This is a genomic window from uncultured Streptococcus sp. (genome assembly GCF_915066115.1).
Lineage (GTDB): Bacteria > Bacillota > Bacilli > Lactobacillales > Streptococcaceae > Streptococcus.
In genome coordinates, this window is sequence record NZ_CAJZDT010000003.1 from 14266 (window position 1) to 37179 (window position 22914).

Genomic DNA, 22914 nt, shown 5'->3' on the forward strand with positions numbered 1-22914 from the left:
AATTAAAATGAGAATTGATTTTAGAACAAATAATCCACGGTGGGGAGTTTCTGGGATTTCTTTTGCGACACTAGAAGAGTATGTTTATGTATTAGGTTTTTTGACTAATATTCGTCATTATCAAGGTTATAATGGCTTGCCTTATTCTAATTATGATCGGTCTATAGAAATACGAATAGAAGGTAATTATGTTGATGGTGCATGGGCCAGAGAATGTCGCATTCATTATCTCGAAGATGAATCAAGCTTAAGAAATTTGTCTCAATCTTTAAGTGTCGCCAGCTCAGCAGGTCGTCCTACTCATGGAGTAGTAGCAAGGATTAATTCAAATGAATTTATTAACCACTTGATTTCGGATTATAATTTTAGTGTTTCACAAACAGGTGGTTATAGTGAGTTTGTCTCACCTCCGTCGATAGAGACCGTCTGTGTAAAGTTAGAAAATTTGCTACGGAATAAGAGATTGGGGGTTGATAGATTTATTAGGATATTTAAAGAGGGATTTAATCTATGAATATTGAACAATTTTTATCACAATTTGATTATGATATTAGAAAAACTAATGATGCTCGATGGATAGACCAAAAATGTACCTATGACGTACTTTCAATTATTGCAGATTGTATCTTAGAATATGTTGGAGAAGATACAACTAAAGAATTTACTGTTTCTGATATTTGGCACAACGATTATACTCGAGATAATGTTTTAGAAATTTTCACTAAACCTGACACTGAGTCCAAAAAGGCAAGTAATGAATATGATAAATATTTTGGTCAGCCGATTAAGTTATTGGGATATAGCCATATTTTAAGTGTGCGAAAAGCAGGAACTCGCTATTTTTATCAGGTTAATAATTTTAAGTTGTTAGAGTATATTGCGCTTCGACCAACTAATGCTTTAAACTTCCTTTTCTTATATATCCAGAAAGTCTTATCGGATAGTGGACTTTACTCTGAATTTGAGAGATTTTTTGAAGAGCAGACTAAGGATGCTTACAAGCGACTTCGTGACGCCTTTATTCAGTTTACTATTGATAATACGCCTATAAATGGTGATGTAGAGTGCGGACGAATTTTCACTAAAATCTTAAACCCACTGGCTTTCAAATTAAAGAAGCAGGGAACTATTCGAGGGATGATTTCAAAAAATATAATCACTCTAAGTGATTTGCAGTATAACCGAGTAAATTGGCGAGATGAACTATCTGGTAAAGAAAAAAGCGAAACGAGAGTAGAATATAGTTTGACTGTTGAGCAACATCAAGCCAAGGCTCTTGCGAAATATGTGGTTGATAAGGCGAAACGTCAAGTTAGACGATTTAACGATAAATGGCGTAATGGTGTTTCCGAAATTCATCAGGTCACAGAACAAGTTAAAGCAACCCAAGCGCATCATATCTTTCCGCAATCAGAATTTCCTGAAATTGCTGATTACTTGGAAAATCTTATCATGATTACACCGAATCAACACTTTATCATGGCTCATCCAAACAACCAAACTATCTATATTGATAGGGATTTTCAGTATATTTGTTTATTAGCGAAAGCATCTCGAATTATGGTGAATTTAACATCTTCGTCAGAACCTGATTTTTATGACTTTAATGATTATCGATTTGTTTTAAATACTGGTTTGGAGACAGATGAATTTGACTCGGTTAGTGATTTAGATTTTGCCTCTATTGTTGATAAAATAGACATTCATTATAGTGATTGCTCTAGGTATACTGATTTAGTGATTGATAATAAACCAATTTATTAAAGGGGATTATGGTAGCAAGTAATACAGAGTATTTTATATCAGATATGGATGATAAGACGCACTATTTTTATATTTCGTTCGATTTAGATGACGACGGAGAAATTTATCAAAAAATTGACGACTGGTCAGAAGATATCTTTGATGATATTGCAAATTTTGCGCTTGGAAAACCAAAAGCATTAGAACTCGCTCAAGATTCCCCTCGGAAAGCTCATAGAGATTAGAATACCAGACGAGACATCTATGGATGGAATAATATCAGACGCTTCGGATATTAGTAAAGATAGAATCATCTATCGTGCTTCATTTCCAGTACATAATAAACCAGAACAATTCCTATATCGTGTAGACTAGGAGTAAAACATATTCATTTAATTAATAGCACCCCACGCACATGGGAATGCTCAATCCTTCTTCTACAAAGTCAAATAAGAATTTTTTAAAACACATTGACAAAAGCCAACATTTTTTGTAAAATAAGAATCAATTAAATACCAACACCGAATGAAGTTTAATAGAAGTGGGGAATCGTTTGATTTTCCATGACTGTAAATGGACGGAACTCTGGAGAGACCGTAAAGGCACCGAAGGGGCAAGGCAGGCAACTGCTCAAACTCTCAGGTAAAAGGACAGAGCTAGGATAGACCGCTTTTTAGCATTTATCTAAGCATTCCAGAGTACATGTATCTTGCATGTGCTCTTTCTTTTGGGGTTGAAAAGATAGGAGAAGGAAATGTTAGAATTGCTTAAATCAATCGATGCTTTTGCTTGGGGCCCACCCCTTTTGATTTTATTGGTCGGAACAGGTATTTACCTAACTGCCCGTCTAGGACTCTTGCAGGTTTTGCGTCTGCCTAAGGCCTTTCAGCTTATTTTTACTAAGGACAAGGGGCATGGCGATGTATCCAGCTTTGCGGCCTTGTGTACAGCACTCGCAGCGACAGTTGGTACGGGAAATATTATCGGGGTGGCGACGGCTATCAAGGTTGGTGGCCCAGGAGCCCTCTTTTGGATGTGGATGGCTGCTTTCTTTGGGATGGCTACCAAGTATGCGGAAGGACTACTAGCTATCAAATACCGCACCAAGGACGACCATGGTGCAGTAGCGGGAGGTCCCATGCACTATATTCTTCTAGGGATGGGAGAAAAGTGGCGTCCCCTTGCCATCTTCTTTGCCCTGGCAGGTGTGCTAGTAGCTTTATTGGGAATCGGAACCTTCACCCAGGTCAACTCGATTACAGAATCTATCCAAAATACAACGGCTATTTCACCAGCCATCACAGCTCTTGTGTTGTCTGTCTTTGTAGCGATTGCAGTCTTTGGTGGCCTCAAGTCCATTTCTAAGGTTTCAACTACTGTTGTTCCTTTTATGGCCATCATCTATATTTTGGGAACTCTTACAGTTATTTTCTTTAATATTGGAAAAATTCCTGCCACAATCGCTTTAATCTTGACATCGGCTTTTAGTCCTGTTGCTGCGGTAGGTGGATTTGCCGGTGCTAGCATTCTGATGGCTATTCAAAATGGTGTAGCGCGAGGTGTTTTCTCGAACGAGTCTGGTCTGGGTTCTGCTCCCATTGCAGCTGCTGCAGCTAAGACAAATGAACCAGTAGAGCAAGGTTTGATTTCCATGACAGGAACCTTTATTGATACCCTCATCATCTGTACTCTAACTGGTTTGACCATCTTGGTAACTGGTGTTTGGAGTGGTGATTTGAATGGAGTTGCCTTGACTCAGTCAGCCTTCTCAACAGTCTTTTCACACTTTGGGCCTGCCCTCTTGACCATCTTCCTTGTGCTTTTTGCCTTCACAACGATTCTTGGTTGGAACTACTATGGAGAACGCTGTTTTGAATTTCTCTTTGGTGTTCGTTTTATCTGGCTTTACCGTGTGGTCTTTGTATTCATGGTCTTGTTGGGAGGATTTATCGAGTTGGATATGGTTTGGATTATCGCTGATATTGTAAATGCCTTGATGGCTCTACCAAACTTGATTGCCCTCTTAGTCTTGTCGCCAGTCGTTATCGCTGAAACTAAAAAGTATTTTAATAAATAATGAAATCACACAGCTCGTGTGATTTTTTTGCTTTCATAAAAAATTTCTATCGGTGCAATTTAAAATATATATTATACACGGTATAGAATCTGTGATAGACTAGGTTTCAACAAAATGAAAAGAGGTTTTATGATGACAACATTTACAATCCATACAGTAGAATCAGCACCAGCAGAAGTGAAAGAAGTTCTTGAAACAGTAGAAAAAGATAACAATGGCTATATTCCCAACCTAATCGGTCTCTTGGCCAATGCACCAACTGCCTTAGAAGCCTACAGAACTGTCGGAGCTATCAATCGCCGCAATAGCTTGACACCAGTTGAGCGTGAAGTAGTGCAAATCACGGCAGCTGTAACTAATGGTTGTGCTTTCTGTGTCGCAGGTCACACAGCCTTTTCAATCAAACAAATCCAGATGAATGATGACCTGCTTCAAGCCCTTCGCAATCGTACTCCGATTGAAACAGATCCTAAATTAGACACCCTAGCTAAGTTTACTTTGGCAGTTATCAATACCAAGGGTCGTGTAGGAGATGAAGCCTTGTCTGAGTTTTTAGAAGTTGGCTATACCCACCAAAATGCCTTGGATGTGGTTCTCGGTGTTAGTCTAGCAAGTCTTTGTAACTATGCCAACAACCTAGCCAATACACCAATTAACCCAGAATTGCAACCTTATGCTTAATTCATATCTGAGTAAAATGAAGTCTGAAATCAACGGACTTCATTTTTTATCCCCTCATTTAAGTGCTTTTATGCTATACTGAAACTAACATGATTATTGGAGGTTAGGATGAAAAAACTCCCCTTAGTATTTTCTGGTTGTTTGCTAGGTTTGGCAGGAGCTGGAAATCTTATTTTAGATACGTTGCCAGTTCTGTCACATATACTGAGTTTATCAGGCTTGGTTTTATGGATTTACTTTCTGATTTTGCATCTCTTTAATTGGAAAGAAACCAAGCAAGAGTTGACCAAACCCCCTCTCTTGTCAGGAATGGCCACCTTTCCCATGGCTGGGATGATTTTATCGACTTATGTCTTTCGAGTCTTCCCTCATTTCCCTTTGGTAGCGCAAGGACTCTGGTGGTTTTCATTTCTCTTGGATGTGGCTCTGATTGCTGGCTTCACTATCAAATTTGCCTATCTGGGGCGGAGGGTTCATGCGACTCCTAGCTGGACGGTTCTCTATGTGGGGATAGCAGTAGCAGCCTTGACCTATCCTCTGGTAGGTATCATCGAAATTGCCTATGTGACATTGAGTTTTGGATTTCTCTTGACCTTCTATCTCTATCCGCTTATTTATAGTGATTTAAAGAAAACTCCACTCCCACTAGCCCTGCTTGGGCAAGAAGGAATATACTGTGCTCCTTTCTCCCTACTCTTGGCTTCCCTGGTTCGAGTTGGAGGAGCCAGCCTACCAACTTGGCTCTTGATTGTCATGATCTTGGCTTCCCAATCTTTCTTTTTCTTTGTTTTAACTCGCCTGCCCAATATTTTAAAACAAGGTTTTCAACCAGCTTTCTCAGCCCTCACCTTCCCAACCATTATCACAGCTACTTCGCTTAAGATGGCTCAGGGAATCTTGAAACTTCCATTTTTGGATTATTTGGTACTGGCTGAAACCGCTATTTGCTTAATTATTTTAGTCTTTGTATTAGGCGCTTATCTGAATTGGTTACGAAAAAAGGTCTAGCTAGAAATAGCTAAACCTTATTTTTTATGGTTTGATAACTTCAGCTCCACCCATGTATGGACGAAGCGCTTCTGGGATGGTCACAGAACCATCTGCATTTTGGTAGTTTTCAAGAATAGCAGCCACTGTACGTCCAACTGCAAGTCCAGAACCATTCAAGGTATGGAGCAATTTCACCTTGCCATCTGCTTCATCACGGTAACGGATTTGGGCACGACGGGCTTGGAAATCTTCTGTGTTTGAACAACTTGAGATTTCACGGTAGGTATTTTGCGCTGGAATCCAAACTTCTAAGTCGTAAGTCTTCGCAGCTGAGAAGCCCATATCTCCTGTAGAGAGAGCAACGACACGGTATGGAAGGTTAAGTTTTTGAAGGATATTTTCAGCGTTGGCTGTCATTTTTTCCAATTCTTCGTAAGATTCTTCTGGTTTGGCAAATTTAACCATTTCAACCTTGTGGAATTGGTGCAAACGAATCAAGCCACGAGTATCACGACCAGCTGAACCAGCCTCAGAACGGAATGATGGACTCATAGCAGTGAAGTAGATTGGCAGGTCTTTACCGTCCAGGATTTCATCACGGTAGTAGTTTGTTAGAGGAACCTCAGCTGTAGGAATAAGGACATAATTGCTGTCGCTGAGTTCAAAAGTGTCTTCCTTGAATTTTGGATATTGACCAGTACCAAACATAGAATCGTGGTTAACCATGTAAGGTGTGATGACTTCAGTATAGCCTTCTTTGCCATGTTCATCCAACATAAAGTTGTAGATGGCACGTTCCAAACGAGCACCGAGTCCTTTATAGAAGAGGAAGCGAGCTCCTGTTACCTTACCACCGCGTTCCCAGTCAAGAATACCAAGGTCTTCACCCAGATCCCAGTGAGCTTTTGGCTCGAAATCGAACTCGCGTGGAGTACCCCAACGGCGAACTTCCACATTGTCTTCTTCGTCAGCCCCAACAGGAACGCTATCAGCTGGAATATTTGGAAGAGTAGTGGTAAATTCTGTCAATTTAGCATCGATTTCTGCCAATTCAGCATCCAAGGCTTTGACCTCAGCAGATAGAGTTTGCATGGCAGCAATCTTGTCATCTGCATTTTCCTTGTTACGCTTAGCTTGGGCAATCTCAGCTGAAACTGTGTTACGTTCAGCCTTGAGAGTTTCAACCTTGACTAAAATATCACGACGTTTAGCATCGATTTCTTTCATCTCATTCAAGACAGCAGCATCTACACCACGTGTAGCTAATTTTTCTGCGACAGCATCAAAGTCTGTACGAATACGTTTGATATCTAACATAAGAACTCCTTTGTAAAAAAAGCACACCTGACAAAGCGTTGGAGTGGCAGGGCCACGGTTCCATCCAACTTCACAGGTGTGCACTTGATTGTGTATGTAATTGTTACTAACGGTAGAATTTCACCTATCCCTCCTATCTGCTCGCAGCACCCGCAGACTTTCTGAAAGAAGAAGATAACCTACTTATCCGTTGCTATGATTATACTAAAGTTTCTACTTTTTTGCAAATAGATTTTTAAATTTTTGACCAATGGTTTGAATCAAGGTCGGAAGCTTGACGACCTTGTCATTGCCCAGTTTTTCACGAGCAATTTTGAGAATGGCACCTGAGTCTTTTGAAGCAAAGAGGAATTTTCCTCTGTCTGTAAAGACTTCGAAGTGGCGACTGATTTTTCGCCCAGTGACATTGGCTCCAATTTGGTTGATATGGCTCCAAGGAATTTGGATAAATTGTTCGACGTTGACATCTGGGTAAAATTCCAGAGCCTGATCTCCGACAAGAAATTTCCCAACTTTCCCAGCTATAGAGAGGTAGGAGGTACCTGTTGTATTGAGAAGCACTGTTTTGTTAAGAGATTGGGCCATGGTTAGTCTTCCTTACTTTCACCGAAAAAGGCATTGTAGAGGGCTTTGATTGCTGCTTTCTCTTGGTCTTTATTGACAACGAACATAATAGAAACTTCACTAGAACCTTGCGACATCATCTGGATGTTGATCTTGTTTTCAGATAGAGCGCGTGTCGCAGTAGCAGTTACTCCGATATGGCTCTTCATCTTTTCACCAACAATCATAATGATAGAAAGGTCGTGTTCGATTTCTGCATGGTCTACTTCAGCCTTTTGAACCAACTGACGAAGGATTTCTTCTTCCTTGATAGGAGTTAGTTCGCGAGAACGGAGGATGATTGAAAGATCGTCGATACCTGTTGGCATATGTTCCCAACCGATGTTAAGATCTTCAAGGATTTGCAGAACCTTGCGTCCAAATCCCACCTCACGGTTCATGAGGTATTTAGACATGTTGATGCTGACAAAGCCAGAATCACCAGCAATTCCCACAACTGGGAATTCATCACTACTGTGTTTTAAAACAATACGAGTACCTGGATGGTCAGGATTGTTGGTATTCTTGATAACTAGAGGAATTTTTCCACGGTAGGCAGGTAGAAGAGCTTCATCATGAAGGACTGAGAATCCTGCATAGGCCAACTCACGCATTTCACGGTAGGTCAACTCAGGAATCGAGTGTGGTTGGTGGATAATACCAGGGTGGGCTGCAAAGATACCATCAACGTCTGTAAAGTTTTCATAGAGGTCTGCCTTAACACCGGCAGCAATGATAGAACCTGTAATATCAGAGCCTCCACGTGAGAAGGTACAGATTTGATTTTCCTTGGTAACCCCAAAGAAACCAGGAATGACTAGGACTTCATTTGCATTCGTCAATTCCTCAATCTTGTCATAACTTGATGGAATGATTCGAGCATGACCAGGTTCACTTGTGACCACAATACCAGCTTCTCGAGGGTGCACATAGCGTGCATCAATCCCATTTTGGTTAAAATAGGCAGCAATCAATTTAGCATTGTTATTTTCACCGGCTGCTAGAAAAGTGTCGTAGAGAAATTCATTTTCATCAATAGGAAGAGTGGCTAAGGCGCGAATGCTTTTGGAAATTTTTTCTAGCACAGCTGGTTTAAGACCTAGTTCACTAACCATCGCAGCATAGCGGTCAATAATCCAGTTTTGGCTCTTGCTAATATCGTTACCAGCAACATAGTCGCGGTAGTATTTAATCAAGGCATCCGTAACCTTAGTATCTTCAGCATTGCGTTTACCAGGCGCAGAAACGACTACAAAACGACGCTCTGAATCGCTTTTTACGATGTTTAAAACTTTTTCTAATTGACTAGCAGAGGCAAGAGAGCTACCTCCAAATTTAACAACCTTCATAAGAACTCCTAAAGTAAGTATTTTATACGATTATAGCAGAAAGAAAGTCTTTTTTCAATGAAGAAAATAAGATGCGTTCTAGTATAAAGCGAGCCTTTCTAATCGGCTGAGACACTTTCAGTTGATTTTTTCTTGCTTTCTGATTTTAAAAAAGATATACTTTGAAAATAAAATAATTTAACCAGCTTATAAAATAAAAAGGAGTTCAAATGGAACACATTATTTATCAGCTTGAAGAGGATTTGGCAATCCTTACCTTGAATCGTCCTGAGGTCGCGAATGGTTTTCATATTCCTATGTGTGAGGAGATTTTAGAAGCTCTGACTTTGGCAGAAGAGGATCCGGCTGTGCATTTTGTCTTAATCAACGCGAATGGCAAAGTCTTTTCAGTTGGGGGAGATTTAGTAGAGATGAAGCGGGCGGTGGATGAGGATGATATTCCATCATTGACAAAAATCGCAGAATTGGTCAATACTATTTCTTATAAAATCAAGCAAATTGCTAAACCTGTCTTGATGGAGGTTGATGGGGCTGTTGCAGGTGCCGCAGCAAATATGGCTGTTGCTGCAGATTTCTGTCTGGCAACGGATAAGGCTAAATTTATCCAAGCCTTTGTTGGAGTTGGCTTGGCTCCGGATGCAGGAGGAATTCATCTCTTGAGTAGAAGTATTGGTGTGACGCGTGCTGCTCAATTAGCCATGACAGGTGAGGCTTTGTCCGCAGAAAAAGCTCTGGAGTGGGGTCTTGTTTATCGGGTCTCTGAAGCTGATAAACTTGAAAAGACGAGAGAACAGCTTCTTAAAAAATTGAGACGCGGGTCAGCTAATTCCTATGCTGCCATCAAGAAGTTGGTTTGGGAGAGCCAATTCAAAGATTGGCAAGATTATGCTACTTTAGAACTGAACCTACAGGAATCACTAGCGAAAACAGAGGATTTCAAAGAGGGAGTTCGGGCTCATTCGGAAAGAAGACGACCTAAATTTACAGGAAAATAAAAAAATACTTGCACCATTCTTTGAACTTTGATATAATTCTTTTGTCAAATGTTTTGATTCTAAAAGTTTTTTTGAAAAGGAGGGAAGGAAAGATTGGACTACCAACGAATTAATGAATATTTAACGTCTATATTTAACAATGTCCTCGTTATTGAGGAAGTTAGCTTGAGGGGTAGTCGTTTCAAGGATATCTCCATCAAAGAAATGCATACGATTGATGTGATTGGAAAAGTTCCAGATGTGACACCAAGTCAAGTGTCAAAAGAGTTGATGGTGACTCTTGGGACAGTTACAACTAGTTTGAATAATCTCGAACGCAAGGGTTACATTGAACGCATTCGTTCAGAACATGATCGACGTGTGGTACATCTGCATTTGACAAAGAAAGGTCGCTTGGTTCATAGGCTACATAAACGCTTCCACAAGGCCATGGTTGAAAAAATCATTGATGGTATGAGTAAGCAAGAAATTGAGGTTATGAGCAAAGGTTTGACTAATCTTTATCAATTTTTGGAGGATTTGAGATAATGGCTTTTGCAAAAATAAGCCAGGTTGCTCATTATGTGCCAGAGCAAGTGGTTACAAATCATGATTTGGCTCAGATTATGGATACCAATGATGAGTGGATTTCAAGTCGGACGGGAATACGACAAAGGCATATTTCAAGAACAGAATCTACTAGTGATTTGGCTACAGAAGTTGCCAAGAAACTGATGGCAAAAGCTGGAATCACAGGAGGGGAGTTGGATTTTATCATCCTAGCTACCATTACTCCAGATTCGATGATGCCCTCTACAGCTGCTCGTGTTCAAGCTAATATTGGTGCTAATAAGGCCTTTGCTTTTGACCTAACAGCAGCTTGCAGTGGATTTGTATTTGCTCTTTCAACTGCTGAAAAGTTTATCGCTTCTGGTCGCTTTCAAAAAGGCTTGGTGATTGGTAGTGAAACCCTCTCTAAAGCAGTCGATTGGTCAGACCGATCAACAGCTGTTTTGTTTGGAGATGGTGCTGGTGGAGTCTTGCTAGAAGCTAGCGAGCAAGAGCATTTTATGGCTGAGAGTCTCAATAGTGATGGGAGTCGTAGCGAGTGTCTAACTTATGGACATTCAGGCTTGCATTCTCCGTTTTCAGATCAAGAAAATGCGGATTCATTTTTGAAGATGGATGGGCGCGCGATCTTTGATTTTGCTATTCGGGATGTAGCCAAGTCTATCAAGCAGACTATTGATGAATCTCCTATAGAGGCGACAAACTTGGATTATCTGCTACTTCATCAGGCTAATGACCGTATTTTGGATAAGATGGCTAAAAAAATTGGTGTCGACCGAGATAAACTTCCAGCCAATATGATGGAATATGGCAATACCAGTGCAGCCAGTATCCCGATTTTACTTTCAGAGTGTGTAGAACAAGGTCTCATCCGTTTAGATGGTAGTCAGACTGTTTTACTATCAGGCTTCGGTGGAGGCTTGACATGGGGCACACTCATTCTTACAATTTAGGTAATCATGTGGTGAACACATTGTTATAAAAAACTATTTATTTTAAAGGAGTCCTATCATGGCAGTATTTGAAAAAGTACAAGAAATTATCGTTGAAGAACTTGGAAAAGACGCATCAGAAGTAACACTTGAATCAACTTTTGATGATTTGGACGCAGATTCATTGGACTTGTTCCAAGTAATCTCAGAAATCGAAGATGCTTTTGATATCCAAATCGAAGCAGAAGATGACTTGAAAACAGTTGGTGACTTGGTTGCCTATGTTGAAGAGCAAACAAAATAAACAGAATATAGATAGAAGGAGTAGGGAAACCCGCTCCCTCTTGTTTAGGCAATAGTTTGATTGTCAAATTATGATGGTATCGAACTATTACGTAAGCAAGAAATGATGGAGGCACTATGAAAACACGTATTACAGAATTATTGAACATTGATTATCCTATTTTCCAAGGAGGAATGGCCTGGGTTGCTGATGGTGATTTGGCAGGAGCTGTTTCCAAGGCTGGAGGACTAGGGATTATCGGTGGGGGGAATGCCCCTAAAGAAGTTGTCAAGGCAAATATTGATAAAATCAAATCATTGACTGATAAACCCTTTGGTGTCAACATCATGCTCTTGTCTCCCTTTGTGGAAGATATTGTAGACCTCGTTATCGAGGAAGGGGTTAAGGTAGTTACAACAGGCGCAGGAAATCCAAGCAAATACATGGAACGTTTCCATGAAGCTGGTATTACGGTTATTCCTGTTGTACCAAGTGTTGCCCTAGCTAAACGTATGGAAAAAATCGGTGCGGACGCTGTTATTGCAGAAGGAATGGAGGCTGGGGGGCATATCGGTAAATTAACTACCATGACCTTGGTGCGCCAGGTAGCTGCTGCTGTATCTATTCCTGTTATTGCTGCAGGAGGGATTGCGGATGGTGAAGGTGCTGCTGCAGGCTTTATGCTAGGTGCAGAGGCTATTCAGGTTGGAACTCGCTTTGTCGTTGCAAAAGAGTCTAATGCCCATCCAAATTATAAGGCGAAAATTTTAAAAGCTAGAGATATTGATACTACGATTTCAGCTCAACACTTTGGACATGCTGTGCGTGCGATTAAAAATCAGTTGACTCGTGATTTTGAACAAGCTGAAAAAGATGCCTTTAAACAAGACAATCCAGATTTGGAAATTTTTGAACAAATGGGAGCAGGTGCTCTAGCCAAAGCTGTTGTTCACGGAGATGTGGATGGTGGTTCTGTTATGGCAGGTCAAATCGCAGGCCTTGTTTCCAAAGAAGAGACCGTTGAAGAAATCCTAAAAGATTTGTATTACGGAGCAGCTAAGAAAATTCAAGAAGAAGCCTCTCGTTGGGCAGGAGTTGTAAGAAATGACTAAAACAGCCTTTTTATTTGCTGGTCAAGGTGCCCAGTATCTAGGTATGGGACGGGATCTCTATGATCACTACTCTATTGTCAAAGAAACGATTGATCAAGCAAGTCAGGTGCTCGGTTATGATTTGCGTCATCTTATTGATACAGAAGAAGAAAAACTCAATCAGACTCGCTATACGCAACCAGCTATTTTAGCGACTTCAGTTGCTATCTACCATTTATTGCAAGAAAAGGGCTATCAGCCTGATATGGTTGCTGGTTTGTCTCTTGGAGAATACTCTGCCTTGGTAGCTAGCGGTGCCTTGGATTTTGAAGATGCGGTTGCTTTGGTTGCTAAGCGTGGCGCCTATATGGAAGAAGCAGCTCCTGCTGGCTCTGGCAAGATGGTAGCAGTTCTCAACATGCCAGTAGAGGTCATTAAGGAAGCCTGTCAAAAAGCTTCTGAACTTGGAGTGGTTACTCCAGCCAACTATAATACACCTGCACAAATCGTGATTGGTGGAGAAGTGGTTGCAGTTGATCGAGCTGTTGAACTTTTGCAGGAAGCAGGTGCCAAACGCTTGATTCCTCTCAAAGTCTCAGGACCTTTTCATACCGCTCTCCTTGAGCCTGCTAGCCAGAAACTAGCTGAAACTCTAGCTCAGGTAAGTTTTTCAGATTTTACTTGTCCCCTAGTCGGCAATACAGAAGCTGCTGTCATGAAAAAAGATGACATCGCTCAACTCTTGACGCGTCAGGTCAAGGAAGCAGTTCGTTTCTATGAAAGCATTGCGGTTATGCAAGAAGCAGGCGTAACCAACTTTATCGAGATTGGACCGGGGAAAGTCTTGTCAGGCTTTGTCAAAAAGATTGATAAGACAGCTAAACTAGCCAATGTTGAAGATCAGGCTAGCTTGGAAGCCTTGCTAGAAAACAAGTAATCCCTTCTCCCATAAATACAAGAGGAAACAGGAGAAAAGAATGCAACTAAAAAATAAAAATATCTTTATTACAGGTTCGAGTCGTGGGATTGGTCTTGCCATCGCCCACAAGTTTGCTCAAGCAGGAGCCAATATTGTCTTAAACAGTCGTGGTGCAATTTCAGAAGAATTGCTCGCTGAGTTTTCAAACTATGGTGTCAAGGTGGTTCCTATATCAGGAGACGTGTCAGATTTTGCAGACGCTAAGCGTATGGTTGATCAAGCTATTGCTGAGCTAGGTTCAGTAGATGTTTTGGTCAACAATGCAGGAATTACCCAAGATACCCTGATGCTCAAGATGACAGAAGCAGATTTTGAAAAAGTGCTCAAGGTTAACTTGACTGGTGCCTTTAACATGACACAATCAGTCTTGAAACCGATGATAAAAGCTAGAGAAGGTGCTATCATTAATATGTCTAGTGTTGTTGGTTTGATGGGGAATATCGGTCAAGCTAACTATGCAGCTTCTAAGGCTGGTTTGATTGGTTTTACCAAGTCTGTGGCGCGTGAAGTGGCCAATCGCAATATCAGGGTTAATGCTATTGCACCTGGAATGATTGAGTCCGATATGACAGCTGTTCTATCAGACAAGGTAAAAGATGCTATGCTGGCACAAATTCCTATGAAAGAATTTGGGCAGGCAGAGCAGGTTGCAGATTTAACAGTATTTTTAGCAGGCCAAGATTATCTAACTGGTCAAGTGGTTGCCATTGATGGTGGCTTAAGTATGTAGCAGAAGCTAGAGGTAAAAAAGATGAAACTAAATCGCGTAGTAGTAACAGGTTATGGAGTAACATCTCCAATCGGAAATACACCAGAAGAATTTTGGAATAGTTTGACAACTGGAAAAATCGGAATTGGTCAAATTACGAAATTTGATCATAGTGACTTTGATGTTCATAATGCAGCAGAAATCCAAGATTTTCCTTTTGATAAATACTTTGTAAAGAAAGATACCAATCGTTTTGATAACTATTCTTTATATGCCTTGTATGCGGCTCAAGAAGCTGTCAATCATGCCAATTTAGATGTAGAGGCTCTTGATAAAGATCGTTTTGGTGTTATTGTGGCCTCTGGTATTGGTGGAATCAAGGAAATTGAAGATCAAGTGCTTCGCCTAAATGACAAAGGACCAAAACGTTTGAAACCATTGACCCTTCCAAAAGCCTTGCCAAATATGGCTTCAGGAAATGTTGCTATGCGTTTTGGAGCAAACGGTGTTTGTAAATCGATCAATACTGCCTGCGCTTCATCAAATGACGCGATTGGTGATGCCTTCCGTTCAATTAAGTTTGGCTTCCAAGATGTCATGTTGGTAGGTGGGTCAGAAGCTTCTATTACACCTTTTGCTATTGCTGGTTTCCAAGCCCTGACAGCTCTCTCTACTACAGAGGATCCAACTCGTGCTTCCATTCCATTTGATAAGGACCGTAATGGTTTTGTCATGGGTGAAGGTTCAGGGATGTTGGTTCTTGAAAGTCTGGAACACGCTGAAAAACGTGGGGCTACTATCCTTGCTGAAGTGGTTGGTTACGGAAACACTTGTGATGCCTATCATATGACTTCCCCACATCCAGAAGGTCAGGGAGCTATCAAGGCTATCAAACTAGCCTTGGAAGAAGCTGAGATTTCTCCAGAGCAAGTAGCCTATGTCAATGCTCACGGAACGTCAACTCCTGCTAATGAAAAAGGAGAAAGTGGTGCGATCGTAGCTGTTCTTGGTAAGGAAGTACCTGTATCATCAACTAAGTCTTTCACCGGACATTTGCTGGGGGCTGCAGGTGCAGTAGAAGCTATCGTAACAATCGAGGCTATGCGTCATAACTTTGTACCAATGACAGCTGGAACAAGTGAAGTATCAGATTATATCGAAGCCAATGTCGTTTATGGACAAGGCTTGGAGCAAGAAATTCCATATGCTATTTCAAATACCTTTGGTTTTGGTGGCCACAATGCAGTTCTTGCTTTCAAACGTTGGGAGAATAAATAAGTATGAATTTAAACGATATTAAAGACTTGATGTCTCAATTTGACCAGTCAAGTTTGAGAGAATTTTCTTATAAAAATGGGACGGATGAGTTGCAGTTTAGCAAGAATGAAGCTAGACTTGTACCTGAAGTTGCAGCTCAAGTCGCTCCAGCGCCCGTTCTAGCAACACCAAGTCCAGTAGCGCTTTCATCTGCTCCAGCAGAAACTGTAGTGGAAGAAACTTCGGCGCCAGTAGAAGCAAGTGTGGCTGCTGAGGGAGATGTTGTAGAGAGCCCACTTGTTGGGGTGGCTTACTTGGCTGCTGGTCCAGATAAACCTGCCTTTGTAACAGTTGGTGATAGTGTTAAAAAAGGCCAAACATTGGTAATTATTGAAGCCATGAAAGTCATGAATGAAATCCCAGCTCCTAAGGATGGTGTGGTAACAGAAATTCTCGTTTCTAATGAAGAAATGGTTGAGTTTGGTAAAGGATTGGTACGTATCAAATGATCGATATTCAAGGAATCAAAGAAGCCCTTCCCCACCGTTATCCTATGCTCCTAGTGGACCGTGTGTTGGAAGTGAGCGAGGATACTATTGTTGCTATCAAAAATGTAACCATCAATGAGCCCTTCTTCAACGGTCATTTTCCTCAATACCCTGTCATGCCAGGTGTTCTGATTATGGAAGCCTTGGCGCAAACAGCTGGTGTCTTGGAGTTATCAAAACCTGAAAATAAGGGGAAACTGGTCTTTTACGCTGGTATGGACAAGGTTAAGTTCAAGAAGCAAGTTGTGCCTGGAGACCAATTGCTTATGACAGCGACTTTTGTCAAACGTCGTGGCACGATTGCTGTGGTTGAAGCAAAGGCTGAAGTGGATGGCAAGCTTGCAGCTAGTGGTACTCTTACCTTTGCAATAGGGAACTAAGGAGGTTCTCCATGTTTCGAAAAATTTTAATTGCCAATCGTGGTGAAATTGCGGTTCGTATTATCCGTGCGGCGCGTGAATTGGGCATTGCAACGGTGGCGGTTTATTCAACTGCTGATAAGGAAGCTCTTCATACGCTTTTGGCAGATGAAGCAGTTTGTATTGGCCCTGGTAAGCCAACAGAGTCTTATCTCAATATTAATGCGGTTCTATCAGCTGCAGTCTTGACTGAGGCAGAAGCCATTCACCCAGGTTTCGGATTTCTCAGTGAAAATTCCAAATTTGCAACCATGTGTGAAGAGGTGGGGATTAAGTTTATCGGCCCATCTGGTCATGTCATGGATATGATGGGAGACAAAATCAATGCGCGTGCTCAGATGATCAAAGCTGGTGTTCCAGTCATTCCAGGTTCAGATGGAGAAGTGCATAACTCTGAGGAAGCTTTGATTGTTGCTGAAAAAATTGGCTACCCTGTTATGCTCAAGGCTTCAGCAGGTGGAGGTGGTAAAGGGATTCGTAAGGTTGAAAAACCAGAAGACCTCGTTTCAGCCTTTGAAACTGCCTCTAGTGAAGCCAAGGTCAATTATGGCAATGGTGCCATGTACATAGAACGGGTTATCTATCCAGCTCGTCACATTGAGGTTCAAATCCTAGGAGATGAACACGGAAATGTGATTCATTTAGGTGAACGGGATTGTTCTCTTCAACGGAATAACCAAAAGGTTTTAGAAGAAAGTCCTTCGATTGCAATCGGAAAAACGCTGCGTCATGAAATCGGTGCTGCGGCTGTTCGAGCGGCAGAGTCTGTTGGCTATGAGAATGCAGGGACAATTGAGTTTCTTCTTGATGAAGCCAGTGGCAAATTCTATTTCATGGAAATGAATACTCGTGTTCAGGTGGAACATCCAGTAACAGAATTTGTTTCAGGTGTGGATATCGTTAAGGAACAAATTCGCATTGCGGCAGGTCAGCCTCTGTCTGTTAAGCAAGAAGATATTGTCCTACGCGGTCATGCCATCGAGTGTCGGATCAATGCAGAAAATCCAGCCTTTAATTTTGCTCCAAGTCCAGGTAAGATTACTAATCTCTATCTGCCAAGTGGTGGAGTTGGCTTGCGCGTGGATTCAGCAGTTTATCCAGGTTATACCATTCCACCTTATTATGATAGTATGATTGCTAAAATCATCGTTCACGGTGAAAATCGTTTTGATGCCTTGATGAAAATGCAACGTGCCCTCTATGAATTAGAGATTGAAGGGGTGCAGACCAATGCAGATTTCCAGCTTGACCTCATTTCAGATCGCAATGTCATTGCTGGAGATTACGATACTTCCTTCTTGATGGAAACCTTTTTACCCAAATATCAAGAAAAAGAATAAAATGACTTCAAGAGTTTAAACCGAAAAGGGGAATCAATGGCTCTATTTAGTAAAAAAGATAAGTATATTCGAATCAATCCCAATCGTTCGGTTAGGGAAAAACCTCAAGCCAAGCCAGAGGTTCCAGATGAATTATTTTCCCAGTGTCCAGGCTGTAAGCATACCATTTATCAGAAGGATCTGGGAAGTGAGCGTATCTGTCCGCACTGTAGTTACACCTTTCGTATTTCTGCCCAAGAACGCTTGGCTCTGACGATTGATATGGGAACCTTCAAGGAATTGTTTACGGGGATTGAAAGCAAGGATCCCTTGCATTTCCCTGGTTACCAAAAGAAACTAGCAACCATGCGTGAAAAAACAGGTCTGGATGAAGCTGTTGTGACAGGAACAGCTCTTATTAAAGGTCAGACTGTGGCTCTTGGGATTATGGATTCTAACTTTATCATGGCTTCTATGGGTACAGTTGTAGGTGAAAAAATCACTCGCTTATTTGAGTATGCAACTGTCGAAAAATTGCCAGTTGTCCTCTTCACAGCCTCTGGTGGAGCCCGTATGCAGGAAGGAATCATGAGTCTCATGCAGATGGCCAAGATCTCTGCAGCAGTTAAGCGCCATTCAAATGCTGGTCTCTTTTATCTGACCATTTTGACAGATCCAACGACAGGTGGTGTGACGGCTTCTTTCGCTATGGAAGGCGATATCATTCTGGCTGAACCACAGAGCCTGGTCGGTTTTGCTGGGCGTCGTGTGATTGAAAATACGGTTCGTGAAAGTTTGCCTGAGGATTTCCAAAAGGCAGAATTTCTACTGGAACATGGCTTTGTGGATGCTATTGTCAAAAGAAGAGACTTGCCAGATACCATTGCTAGCCTAGTCAGATTGCACGGAGGGAGTCCTAGATGAATATTGCAAAAATAGTCAGAGAAGCGCGTGAACAGAGTCGCTTGACAAGTTTGGACTTTGCGACAGGCATTTTTGATGACTTTATCCAATTACACGGTGACCGTTCTTTTCGTGATGATGGTGCAGTTGTTGGTGGTATCGGCTGGCTTGGAGACCAAGCTGTAACAGTGGTTGGTATCCAAAAAGGCAAGAGCTTGCAAGATAACCTCAAACGGAATTTTGGCCAACCTCATCCAGAAGGATACCGTAAGGCCCTACGTTTGATGAAACAGGCTGAAAAATTTGGCCGACCAGTTGTCACCTTTATCAATACAGCAGGTGCCTATCCTGGTGTCGGAGCGGAAGAACGTGGACAAGGGGAAGCTATTGCTCGCAATCTCATGGAAATGAGTGACCTGAAAGTTCCGATTATCGCCATCATTATAGGTGAAGGTGGTTCAGGCGGGGCTCTGGCTCTAGCAGTCGCAGACCGTGTTTGGATGCTGGAAAATTCTATCTATGCCATTCTCAGCCCAGAAGGCTTTGCTTCTATTCTTTGGAAGGACGGCACTCGTGCCATGGAAGCGGCAGAACTGATGAAAATCACTTCACACGAGCTGCTAGAAATGGACGTGGTAGATAAGGTGATTTCTGAAGCAGGGCTTTCTAGCAAAGAATTAATTAAGAATGTCAAAAAAGAACTCCAAGCTGAGCTAGCTAGACTTTCGCAAAAACCGTTAGAAGCGTTGTTGGAAGAACGCTATCAACGATTTAGAAAATACTAATACCTCAGAATACGCAAAAACTAGAACTGGCAGTCAGTTCTAGTTTTTATGTGGTTCTTACTCTGTATCAAGGACGAAGTAAAAGGTGCTTGGAAGACCAAACACCTTTTCGATTATTCATTTTCTTCAGTTACAAACTGACTAAGCAGTCCATTGATAAAACGGGCTGATTTTTGATCTGAAAAATTCTTGGCAAGTTCAATAGCTTCATTGACTGCTACCAGCTGAGGTGTATCAAATGATGTGATTTCAAAGATTCCCAAGCGTAGTAAGTTTTTTTCGACCAAAGTCAAACGTTCAACTGTCCAGCCTGATTTGAGGTGCTGGTTGATTTGTTTATCCAACTCGTCTTTTTGAGCTTGAACGCCAGAAACCAAGTTCAGAAGAAAGGCAGGGATTTGCACATCTGCATCTTCACGGTCATGCGTGTAGGCAAAGTGACAAGCTGTTTCCATATCTGTGCCGAATTCAAGACTCATAAGAGCTTGAAAAGCGCATTTACGAAGTTCGCGTCTAGATTCTAATAATGGACTAGTCATTGAGGAAGTCCTCGTTAAATAGATCTTTCAACTCAGGTTTTGGTGTTTTATCTGGAACGATTCCTGCAACATGGATGTTGACAGCAGCAAGTTCCACATCAGCCATATCTCGGACAGCATCTTTGACTGCTTTTTGAATAGCAAGAGCCACTTTTGGTACTTTCACACCGTACTCAAGGTAGAGATAAATGTCAGCAGTTAGTTCTTCGTTGCTTTCTTTTAAGTAGACGCCACGACCAAGAGAGAGTTTTGATAGGGTATCAGATACGGATTTATTTGAAAATGAGTGGACACCATCAACTTTAGCAGTTGCGATGGCAATGATTTTTTCAAGTACACGTGGAGCGATAACGATTTCGCCAAATTGTTCTTCAATTCCCATAGAATGACCTCTTTCTAGAGATTAGGCACGAGAAACGTAAGTTCCTTCTGCAGTGTTGATGATCAATTTTTGTCCAGCTTCGATGAAGTCAGGAACGTTGACAACAAGTCCAGTTTCCATAGTTGCTGGTTTACCAGAACCTGTAACAGTAGCACCTTTGATAGATGGTTGTGTTTCAGCGACTGTCAATTCAACAGTAGTTGGTACAGTTACACCGATTACTTCAGTTCCGTAGAATTGGATTTTCACATCAGAGTTTTCAAGGATGTAAAGCAATTCATTTTCAACGTTTACGACTGGGATTTCGTATTGGTCGTAAGTTTCAGTGTTCATGAAGTAGGCAGTTTCATCCATTTTGTACAAGTATTGAGCTGGAACAGTTTCGATAATAGCTTGTTCGAATTTTTCTTCTGGACGGTAGCTTGTGTCAAAAGTAGAACCAGTACGGACATCACGTAATTTCATACGCATGATTGTGTTCCCTTTACCTGGTTTGTGGTGGCTAGCTTCCAAAACGCGGATTAATTTTCCGTCTGCAGTTTCAAATGTCATACCAGCTTTCAATTTGCTTGCTTCAATCATGTTTTTACCTCTTTAATAAAATAATTTACTCTTTATTGTACCATAAAAGACAACATTACTCAAATGTCAGAAGGAGCTTAATTAGTTGACTGGTACGATATTTCCATCTTCGTCTTTGGTGACGAGAACGTATTTCCCATCAACTTCGATATAAAAATTCTTGCTAGTAGCTTGTCCAGTATTTTGAGCCGGTGCTTGATTTTGGACTTGTTGGCTTAGTTGACCACCGAGAGTTTGGCCAAGATTCATTCCCATAAACATGTTCATCCCATTGCCATTCCCTTCGTTGGCAGCTGCAGCAATAAGCGCTTCGTTACGAGCGCGGCGTTCTTCAATCTCAATCGTGTTGTACTTCATTGCCACGAGCTCACTGTCGAGCTTGCGAACGATATCAAGACTTTCTTGGTCGTAGCTGAGGTCTTCAAGCAAGATATTAGTTGCTTCAATCCCGTAGAGACCTGTCCAAACCTTGTTGACTTCTTGTTTAGCGAGTTCGTTAAAGGTATCTTGGTTGGCATTGAGGCTATAGATATCAACCTTGTTTTCGTTGGTGTATTTGGCAATGGCAATCGCAATTTTCGGTGCAATATTTTGACGGAGCGTTCCTTGAGCTACATCCTGGAGAGTGAATGGCTGTCCGTCAGTAATTTGACGGCTAACAGAACTCACGTAGAAGAGGACTGGGTCTGCTATTTTTACATCAAACAAGCCATAGAAACGGATGTTAAGCAGTTGTTGGTAACGTTCGCTGAAGTATTCGACCGCATTTTGTGTGCCGAACTTATTGCCTGCAATAGGTTGCATGCGGATAAAGATAATTTACTGTTGGGTGATGACTTGTCCACCAAAAGAGAAACGGTTTTTAAAGTTTTCCCAAGCGCCTTTTAAACCCACTTTTTCAAGGAGCCAGGCGTTATCACCAGCTTGCCATTCGTGGCTACCAGCTTCGAGAACTTCACCAAGGAAGGTACCGTTGTTTACCAAAACAGCGCTATAGCCTTGAGGAACGATAACTACACTGCCATCTGACAAGAGGCCTGTGTTTTGATTGCTGTGACGAGAACGTCCATCTGGGTCTTTTGTGAGTAGTTGTCCCTTGATGGCCAAGGCATCGCCAGAGACATTGTCTGGAAGGACGATGGCTTCCTTGAATTTACTATCATTAAAACTATTTAAGCCTGCTGATAAGGCTGCACGTATAAATCCCATAATTCCTCCTAATTATAAAGCTCGTCTTCATCCACAACATCATAGGTATCCAGTACCCATTGGTTTGGACTGCGAGAGAGATTGGCACCACAGTAGTCGCACTCGCTAACTGCAGAGATTTTCAATGGGGCGCCACAGTTTGGACAGTGGTCACTCACAACTTGGTCTGGATTGACTGCTTGCGTTTGGCTACCGTGTTGACGGATAAAGTTCAATTGATACACGGTGAAGAGATCTTTTTTAGGATCTCCTTCAATGACACGGCGAGTCTCATCGTCAATGACATAGTCTCGTAAAATTGATGATAGAATCACCACTAAGGTATCGTTTCCGTCAGGATTTTCAATGAACTCCTTGATGCGAACATTTTCGATACAAACTTTCTCTAAAACATTGGTTGTCTTAGCTCGGATGTGATCTTCTAATTGCGTGCTGTGCTGTGAATAGAGACTAGTACTTTCTAAAGCTCGGACAGAGTTCCAATTTTTCTCAGTCCAGGCGACCTGTAATTTAAGGTAGACTTCCTTAACCCAAGAAATGAAGGCATCAGCGTCAAAGTTTGGATCCCCATATTTTACACGACTAATGGCCAAAGTGTTATGTTCAATTCGTCGGTGGATTGGTTGATAGTTGGTATTACTGTGGCTTGTGCTTGAATTATTTGCTTTATTTT

Annotated in this window: 26 protein-coding genes, 1 pseudogene and 1 riboswitch; of the genes and pseudogenes, 19 read left to right on the forward strand and 8 right to left on the reverse strand. The window is 41.6% G+C overall.

The features are described from left to right. Positions 1–7: 7 nt before the first annotated feature. The 6 genes from QZ565_RS00445 (at position 8) to QZ565_RS00470 (ending at position 5509) form a co-directional block, all read left to right on the forward strand. Entirely contained in the window at positions 8–514 is a 507-nt protein-coding gene (locus QZ565_RS00445; protein ID WP_295524180.1) for a hypothetical protein, read from the forward strand. After that, positions 511–1764 carry a restriction endonuclease gene (locus QZ565_RS00450; RefSeq protein WP_295524182.1) on the forward strand — a complete coding sequence of 418 codons (1254 nt, stop codon included), beginning with the start codon at positions 511–513 and terminating at the stop codon, positions 1762–1764. The genes QZ565_RS00445 and QZ565_RS00450 overlap by 4 nt, the downstream gene beginning before the upstream one ends. Before the next feature lie 8 nt (positions 1765–1772). Next, positions 1773–1988, forward strand: coding sequence for a hypothetical protein (locus QZ565_RS00455; RefSeq protein WP_261024988.1), 216 nt, complete (start codon positions 1773–1775; stop codon positions 1986–1988). A 330-nt stretch (positions 1989–2318) separates the two neighbouring features. Next, positions 2319–2407, forward strand: a riboswitch (glycine riboswitch). A gap of 90 nt (positions 2408–2497) precedes the next feature. Further along, positions 2498–3820, forward strand: coding sequence for a sodium:alanine symporter family protein (locus QZ565_RS00460; protein WP_295524186.1), 1323 nt, complete (start codon positions 2498–2500; stop codon positions 3818–3820). 132 nt (positions 3821–3952) lie between these two features. Continuing rightward, on the forward strand, positions 3953–4501 hold the full coding sequence (locus QZ565_RS00465; protein ID WP_049502090.1) for a carboxymuconolactone decarboxylase family protein: 549 nt from the start codon (positions 3953–3955) through the stop codon (positions 4499–4501). 108 nt (positions 4502–4609) lie between these two features. Continuing rightward, positions 4610–5509, forward strand: a complete 900-nt coding sequence (locus QZ565_RS00470; RefSeq protein WP_295524188.1) for a TDT family transporter — start codon at positions 4610–4612, stop codon at positions 5507–5509. Between the two features lie 24 nt (positions 5510–5533). Here QZ565_RS00470 and serS read toward each other — a convergent pair whose 3' ends face one another. From serS to QZ565_RS00485, 3 genes are all read right to left on the reverse strand, one after another. Continuing rightward, positions 5534–6808, reverse strand: coding sequence for a serine--tRNA ligase (serS, locus tag QZ565_RS00475; protein ID WP_261050033.1), 1275 nt, complete (start codon positions 6806–6808; stop codon positions 5534–5536). A 213-nt stretch (positions 6809–7021) separates the two neighbouring features. After that, positions 7022–7393, reverse strand: coding sequence for a DUF956 family protein (locus QZ565_RS00480; RefSeq protein ID WP_000079349.1), 372 nt, complete (start codon positions 7391–7393; stop codon positions 7022–7024). A 2-nt stretch (positions 7394–7395) separates the two neighbouring features. Beyond that, positions 7396–8760, reverse strand: a complete 1365-nt coding sequence (locus QZ565_RS00485) for an aspartate kinase (RefSeq protein WP_045612220.1) — start codon at positions 8758–8760, stop codon at positions 7396–7398. A 209-nt stretch (positions 8761–8969) separates the two neighbouring features. On the opposite strand from QZ565_RS00485, the gene QZ565_RS00490 reads away from it, so the two are divergent. From QZ565_RS00490 to QZ565_RS00550, 13 genes are all read left to right on the forward strand, one after another. Beyond that, the gene (locus QZ565_RS00490; protein WP_049544784.1) at positions 8970–9755 is read left to right on the forward strand and encodes an enoyl-CoA hydratase; all 786 of its coding nucleotides are present in this window, start codon (positions 8970–8972) and stop codon (positions 9753–9755) included. A 93-nt stretch (positions 9756–9848) separates the two neighbouring features. Then, complete coding sequence (locus QZ565_RS00495) at positions 9849–10283, forward strand: MarR family transcriptional regulator (protein ID WP_000386355.1); 435 nt, start codon at positions 9849–9851, stop codon at positions 10281–10283. Continuing rightward, positions 10283–11257 (forward strand): beta-ketoacyl-ACP synthase III, encoded by a 975-nt coding sequence (locus tag QZ565_RS00500; protein WP_049544785.1) that lies wholly within the window; start codon positions 10283–10285, stop codon positions 11255–11257. Before QZ565_RS00495 ends, QZ565_RS00500 begins: the two co-directional genes overlap by 1 nt. 58 nt (positions 11258–11315) lie before the next feature. Beyond that, positions 11316–11540, forward strand: coding sequence for an acyl carrier protein (locus QZ565_RS00505; protein WP_000257838.1), 225 nt, complete (start codon positions 11316–11318; stop codon positions 11538–11540). Between the two features lie 116 nt (positions 11541–11656). Continuing rightward, on the forward strand, positions 11657–12631 hold the full coding sequence (fabK, locus tag QZ565_RS00510; RefSeq protein WP_049544786.1) for an enoyl-[acyl-carrier-protein] reductase FabK: 975 nt from the start codon (positions 11657–11659) through the stop codon (positions 12629–12631). Next, positions 12624–13547, forward strand: coding sequence for an ACP S-malonyltransferase (fabD, locus tag QZ565_RS00515; protein WP_049544787.1), 924 nt, complete (start codon positions 12624–12626; stop codon positions 13545–13547). Before fabK ends, fabD begins: the two co-directional genes overlap by 8 nt. A 40-nt stretch (positions 13548–13587) precedes the next feature. Then, a complete protein-coding gene (gene fabG, locus QZ565_RS00520; protein ID WP_049544788.1) occupies positions 13588–14319 on the forward strand; it encodes a 3-oxoacyl-[acyl-carrier-protein] reductase in 732 nt (243 codons plus the stop codon). A gap of 21 nt (positions 14320–14340) precedes the next feature. Beyond that, the gene (fabF, locus tag QZ565_RS00525; protein WP_049544789.1) at positions 14341–15576 is read left to right on the forward strand and encodes a beta-ketoacyl-ACP synthase II; all 1236 of its coding nucleotides are present in this window, start codon (positions 14341–14343) and stop codon (positions 15574–15576) included. Positions 15577–15578: 2 nt separating this feature from the next. Then, positions 15579–16064, forward strand: a complete 486-nt coding sequence (accB, locus tag QZ565_RS00530) for an acetyl-CoA carboxylase biotin carboxyl carrier protein (RefSeq protein WP_247953300.1) — start codon at positions 15579–15581, stop codon at positions 16062–16064. Continuing rightward, positions 16061–16483, forward strand: coding sequence for a 3-hydroxyacyl-ACP dehydratase FabZ (gene fabZ / locus QZ565_RS00535; protein WP_000565509.1), 423 nt, complete (start codon positions 16061–16063; stop codon positions 16481–16483). The genes accB and fabZ overlap by 4 nt, the downstream gene beginning before the upstream one ends. An 11-nt stretch (positions 16484–16494) precedes the next feature. Next, a complete protein-coding gene (gene accC, locus QZ565_RS00540; RefSeq protein ID WP_295524203.1) occupies positions 16495–17862 on the forward strand; it encodes an acetyl-CoA carboxylase biotin carboxylase subunit in 1368 nt (455 codons plus the stop codon). 36 nt (positions 17863–17898) lie between these two features. Next, positions 17899–18765 (forward strand): acetyl-CoA carboxylase, carboxyltransferase subunit beta, encoded by an 867-nt coding sequence (accD, locus tag QZ565_RS00545; RefSeq protein WP_020902990.1) that lies wholly within the window; start codon positions 17899–17901, stop codon positions 18763–18765. Then, positions 18762–19529 (forward strand): acetyl-CoA carboxylase carboxyl transferase subunit alpha, encoded by a 768-nt coding sequence (locus tag QZ565_RS00550; RefSeq protein WP_295524206.1) that lies wholly within the window; start codon positions 18762–18764, stop codon positions 19527–19529. Before accD ends, QZ565_RS00550 begins: the two co-directional genes overlap by 4 nt. Before the next feature lie 113 nt (positions 19530–19642). Here the strand turns inward: QZ565_RS00550 and nusB are convergent, their stop codons facing one another. From nusB to QZ565_RS00575, 5 genes and pseudogenes are all read right to left on the reverse strand, one after another. Beyond that, positions 19643–20068, reverse strand: a complete 426-nt coding sequence (gene nusB / locus QZ565_RS00555) for a transcription antitermination factor NusB (RefSeq protein ID WP_000203638.1) — start codon at positions 20066–20068, stop codon at positions 19643–19645. Next, positions 20061–20450, reverse strand: a complete 390-nt coding sequence (locus QZ565_RS00560) for an Asp23/Gls24 family envelope stress response protein (RefSeq protein ID WP_000510575.1) — start codon at positions 20448–20450, stop codon at positions 20061–20063. The genes nusB and QZ565_RS00560 overlap by 8 nt, the downstream gene beginning before the upstream one ends. A 21-nt stretch (positions 20451–20471) precedes the next feature. Beyond that, positions 20472–21032 carry an elongation factor P gene (efp, locus tag QZ565_RS00565; protein WP_000568643.1) on the reverse strand — a complete coding sequence of 187 codons (561 nt, stop codon included), beginning with the start codon at positions 21030–21032 and terminating at the stop codon, positions 20472–20474. Between the two features lie 81 nt (positions 21033–21113). Further along, positions 21114–22241 (reverse strand): annotated as a pseudogene (locus QZ565_RS00570) (SPFH domain-containing protein). Between the two features lie 8 nt (positions 22242–22249). Then, positions 22250–22914 (reverse strand): zinc-ribbon domain-containing transport protein (locus tag QZ565_RS00575; RefSeq protein ID WP_295524210.1); only part of this gene is annotated, 665 nt, incomplete at its 5' end.

Coding starts and splice junctions, on each gene's coding strand:
- QZ565_RS00445 (WP_295524180.1), top strand. CDS start 8: ATGAGAATTGATTTTAGAACAAATAATCCACGGTGGGGAGTTTCTGGG.
- QZ565_RS00450 (WP_295524182.1), top strand. CDS start 511: ATGAATATTGAACAATTTTTATCACAATTTGATTATGATATTAGAAAA.
- QZ565_RS00455 (WP_261024988.1), top strand. CDS start 1,773: ATGGTAGCAAGTAATACAGAGTATTTTATATCAGATATGGATGATAAG.
- QZ565_RS00460 (WP_295524186.1), top strand. CDS start 2,498: ATGTTAGAATTGCTTAAATCAATCGATGCTTTTGCTTGGGGCCCACCC.
- QZ565_RS00465 (WP_049502090.1), top strand. CDS start 3,953: ATGACAACATTTACAATCCATACAGTAGAATCAGCACCAGCAGAAGTG.
- QZ565_RS00470 (WP_295524188.1), top strand. CDS start 4,610: ATGAAAAAACTCCCCTTAGTATTTTCTGGTTGTTTGCTAGGTTTGGCA.
- serS (WP_261050033.1), bottom strand. CDS start 6,808: ATGTTAGATATCAAACGTATTCGTACAGACTTTGATGCTGTCGCAGAA.
- QZ565_RS00480 (WP_000079349.1), bottom strand. CDS start 7,393: ATGGCCCAATCTCTTAACAAAACAGTGCTTCTCAATACAACAGGTACC.
- QZ565_RS00485 (WP_045612220.1), bottom strand. CDS start 8,760: ATGAAGGTTGTTAAATTTGGAGGTAGCTCTCTTGCCTCTGCTAGTCAA.
- QZ565_RS00490 (WP_049544784.1), top strand. CDS start 8,970: ATGGAACACATTATTTATCAGCTTGAAGAGGATTTGGCAATCCTTACC.
- QZ565_RS00500 (WP_049544785.1), top strand. CDS start 10,283: ATGGCTTTTGCAAAAATAAGCCAGGTTGCTCATTATGTGCCAGAGCAA.
- QZ565_RS00505 (WP_000257838.1), top strand. CDS start 11,316: ATGGCAGTATTTGAAAAAGTACAAGAAATTATCGTTGAAGAACTTGGA.
- fabK (WP_049544786.1), top strand. CDS start 11,657: ATGAAAACACGTATTACAGAATTATTGAACATTGATTATCCTATTTTC.
- fabD (WP_049544787.1), top strand. CDS start 12,624: ATGACTAAAACAGCCTTTTTATTTGCTGGTCAAGGTGCCCAGTATCTA.
- fabG (WP_049544788.1), top strand. CDS start 13,588: ATGCAACTAAAAAATAAAAATATCTTTATTACAGGTTCGAGTCGTGGG.
- fabF (WP_049544789.1), top strand. CDS start 14,341: ATGAAACTAAATCGCGTAGTAGTAACAGGTTATGGAGTAACATCTCCA.
- accB (WP_247953300.1), top strand. CDS start 15,579: ATGAATTTAAACGATATTAAAGACTTGATGTCTCAATTTGACCAGTCA.
- fabZ (WP_000565509.1), top strand. CDS start 16,061: ATGATCGATATTCAAGGAATCAAAGAAGCCCTTCCCCACCGTTATCCT.
- accC (WP_295524203.1), top strand. CDS start 16,495: ATGTTTCGAAAAATTTTAATTGCCAATCGTGGTGAAATTGCGGTTCGT.
- accD (WP_020902990.1), top strand. CDS start 17,899: ATGGCTCTATTTAGTAAAAAAGATAAGTATATTCGAATCAATCCCAAT.
- QZ565_RS00550 (WP_295524206.1), top strand. CDS start 18,762: ATGAATATTGCAAAAATAGTCAGAGAAGCGCGTGAACAGAGTCGCTTG.
- nusB (WP_000203638.1), bottom strand. CDS start 20,068: ATGACTAGTCCATTATTAGAATCTAGACGCGAACTTCGTAAATGCGCT.
- QZ565_RS00560 (WP_000510575.1), bottom strand. CDS start 20,450: ATGGGAATTGAAGAACAATTTGGCGAAATCGTTATCGCTCCACGTGTA.
- efp (WP_000568643.1), bottom strand. CDS start 21,032: ATGATTGAAGCAAGCAAATTGAAAGCTGGTATGACATTTGAAACTGCA.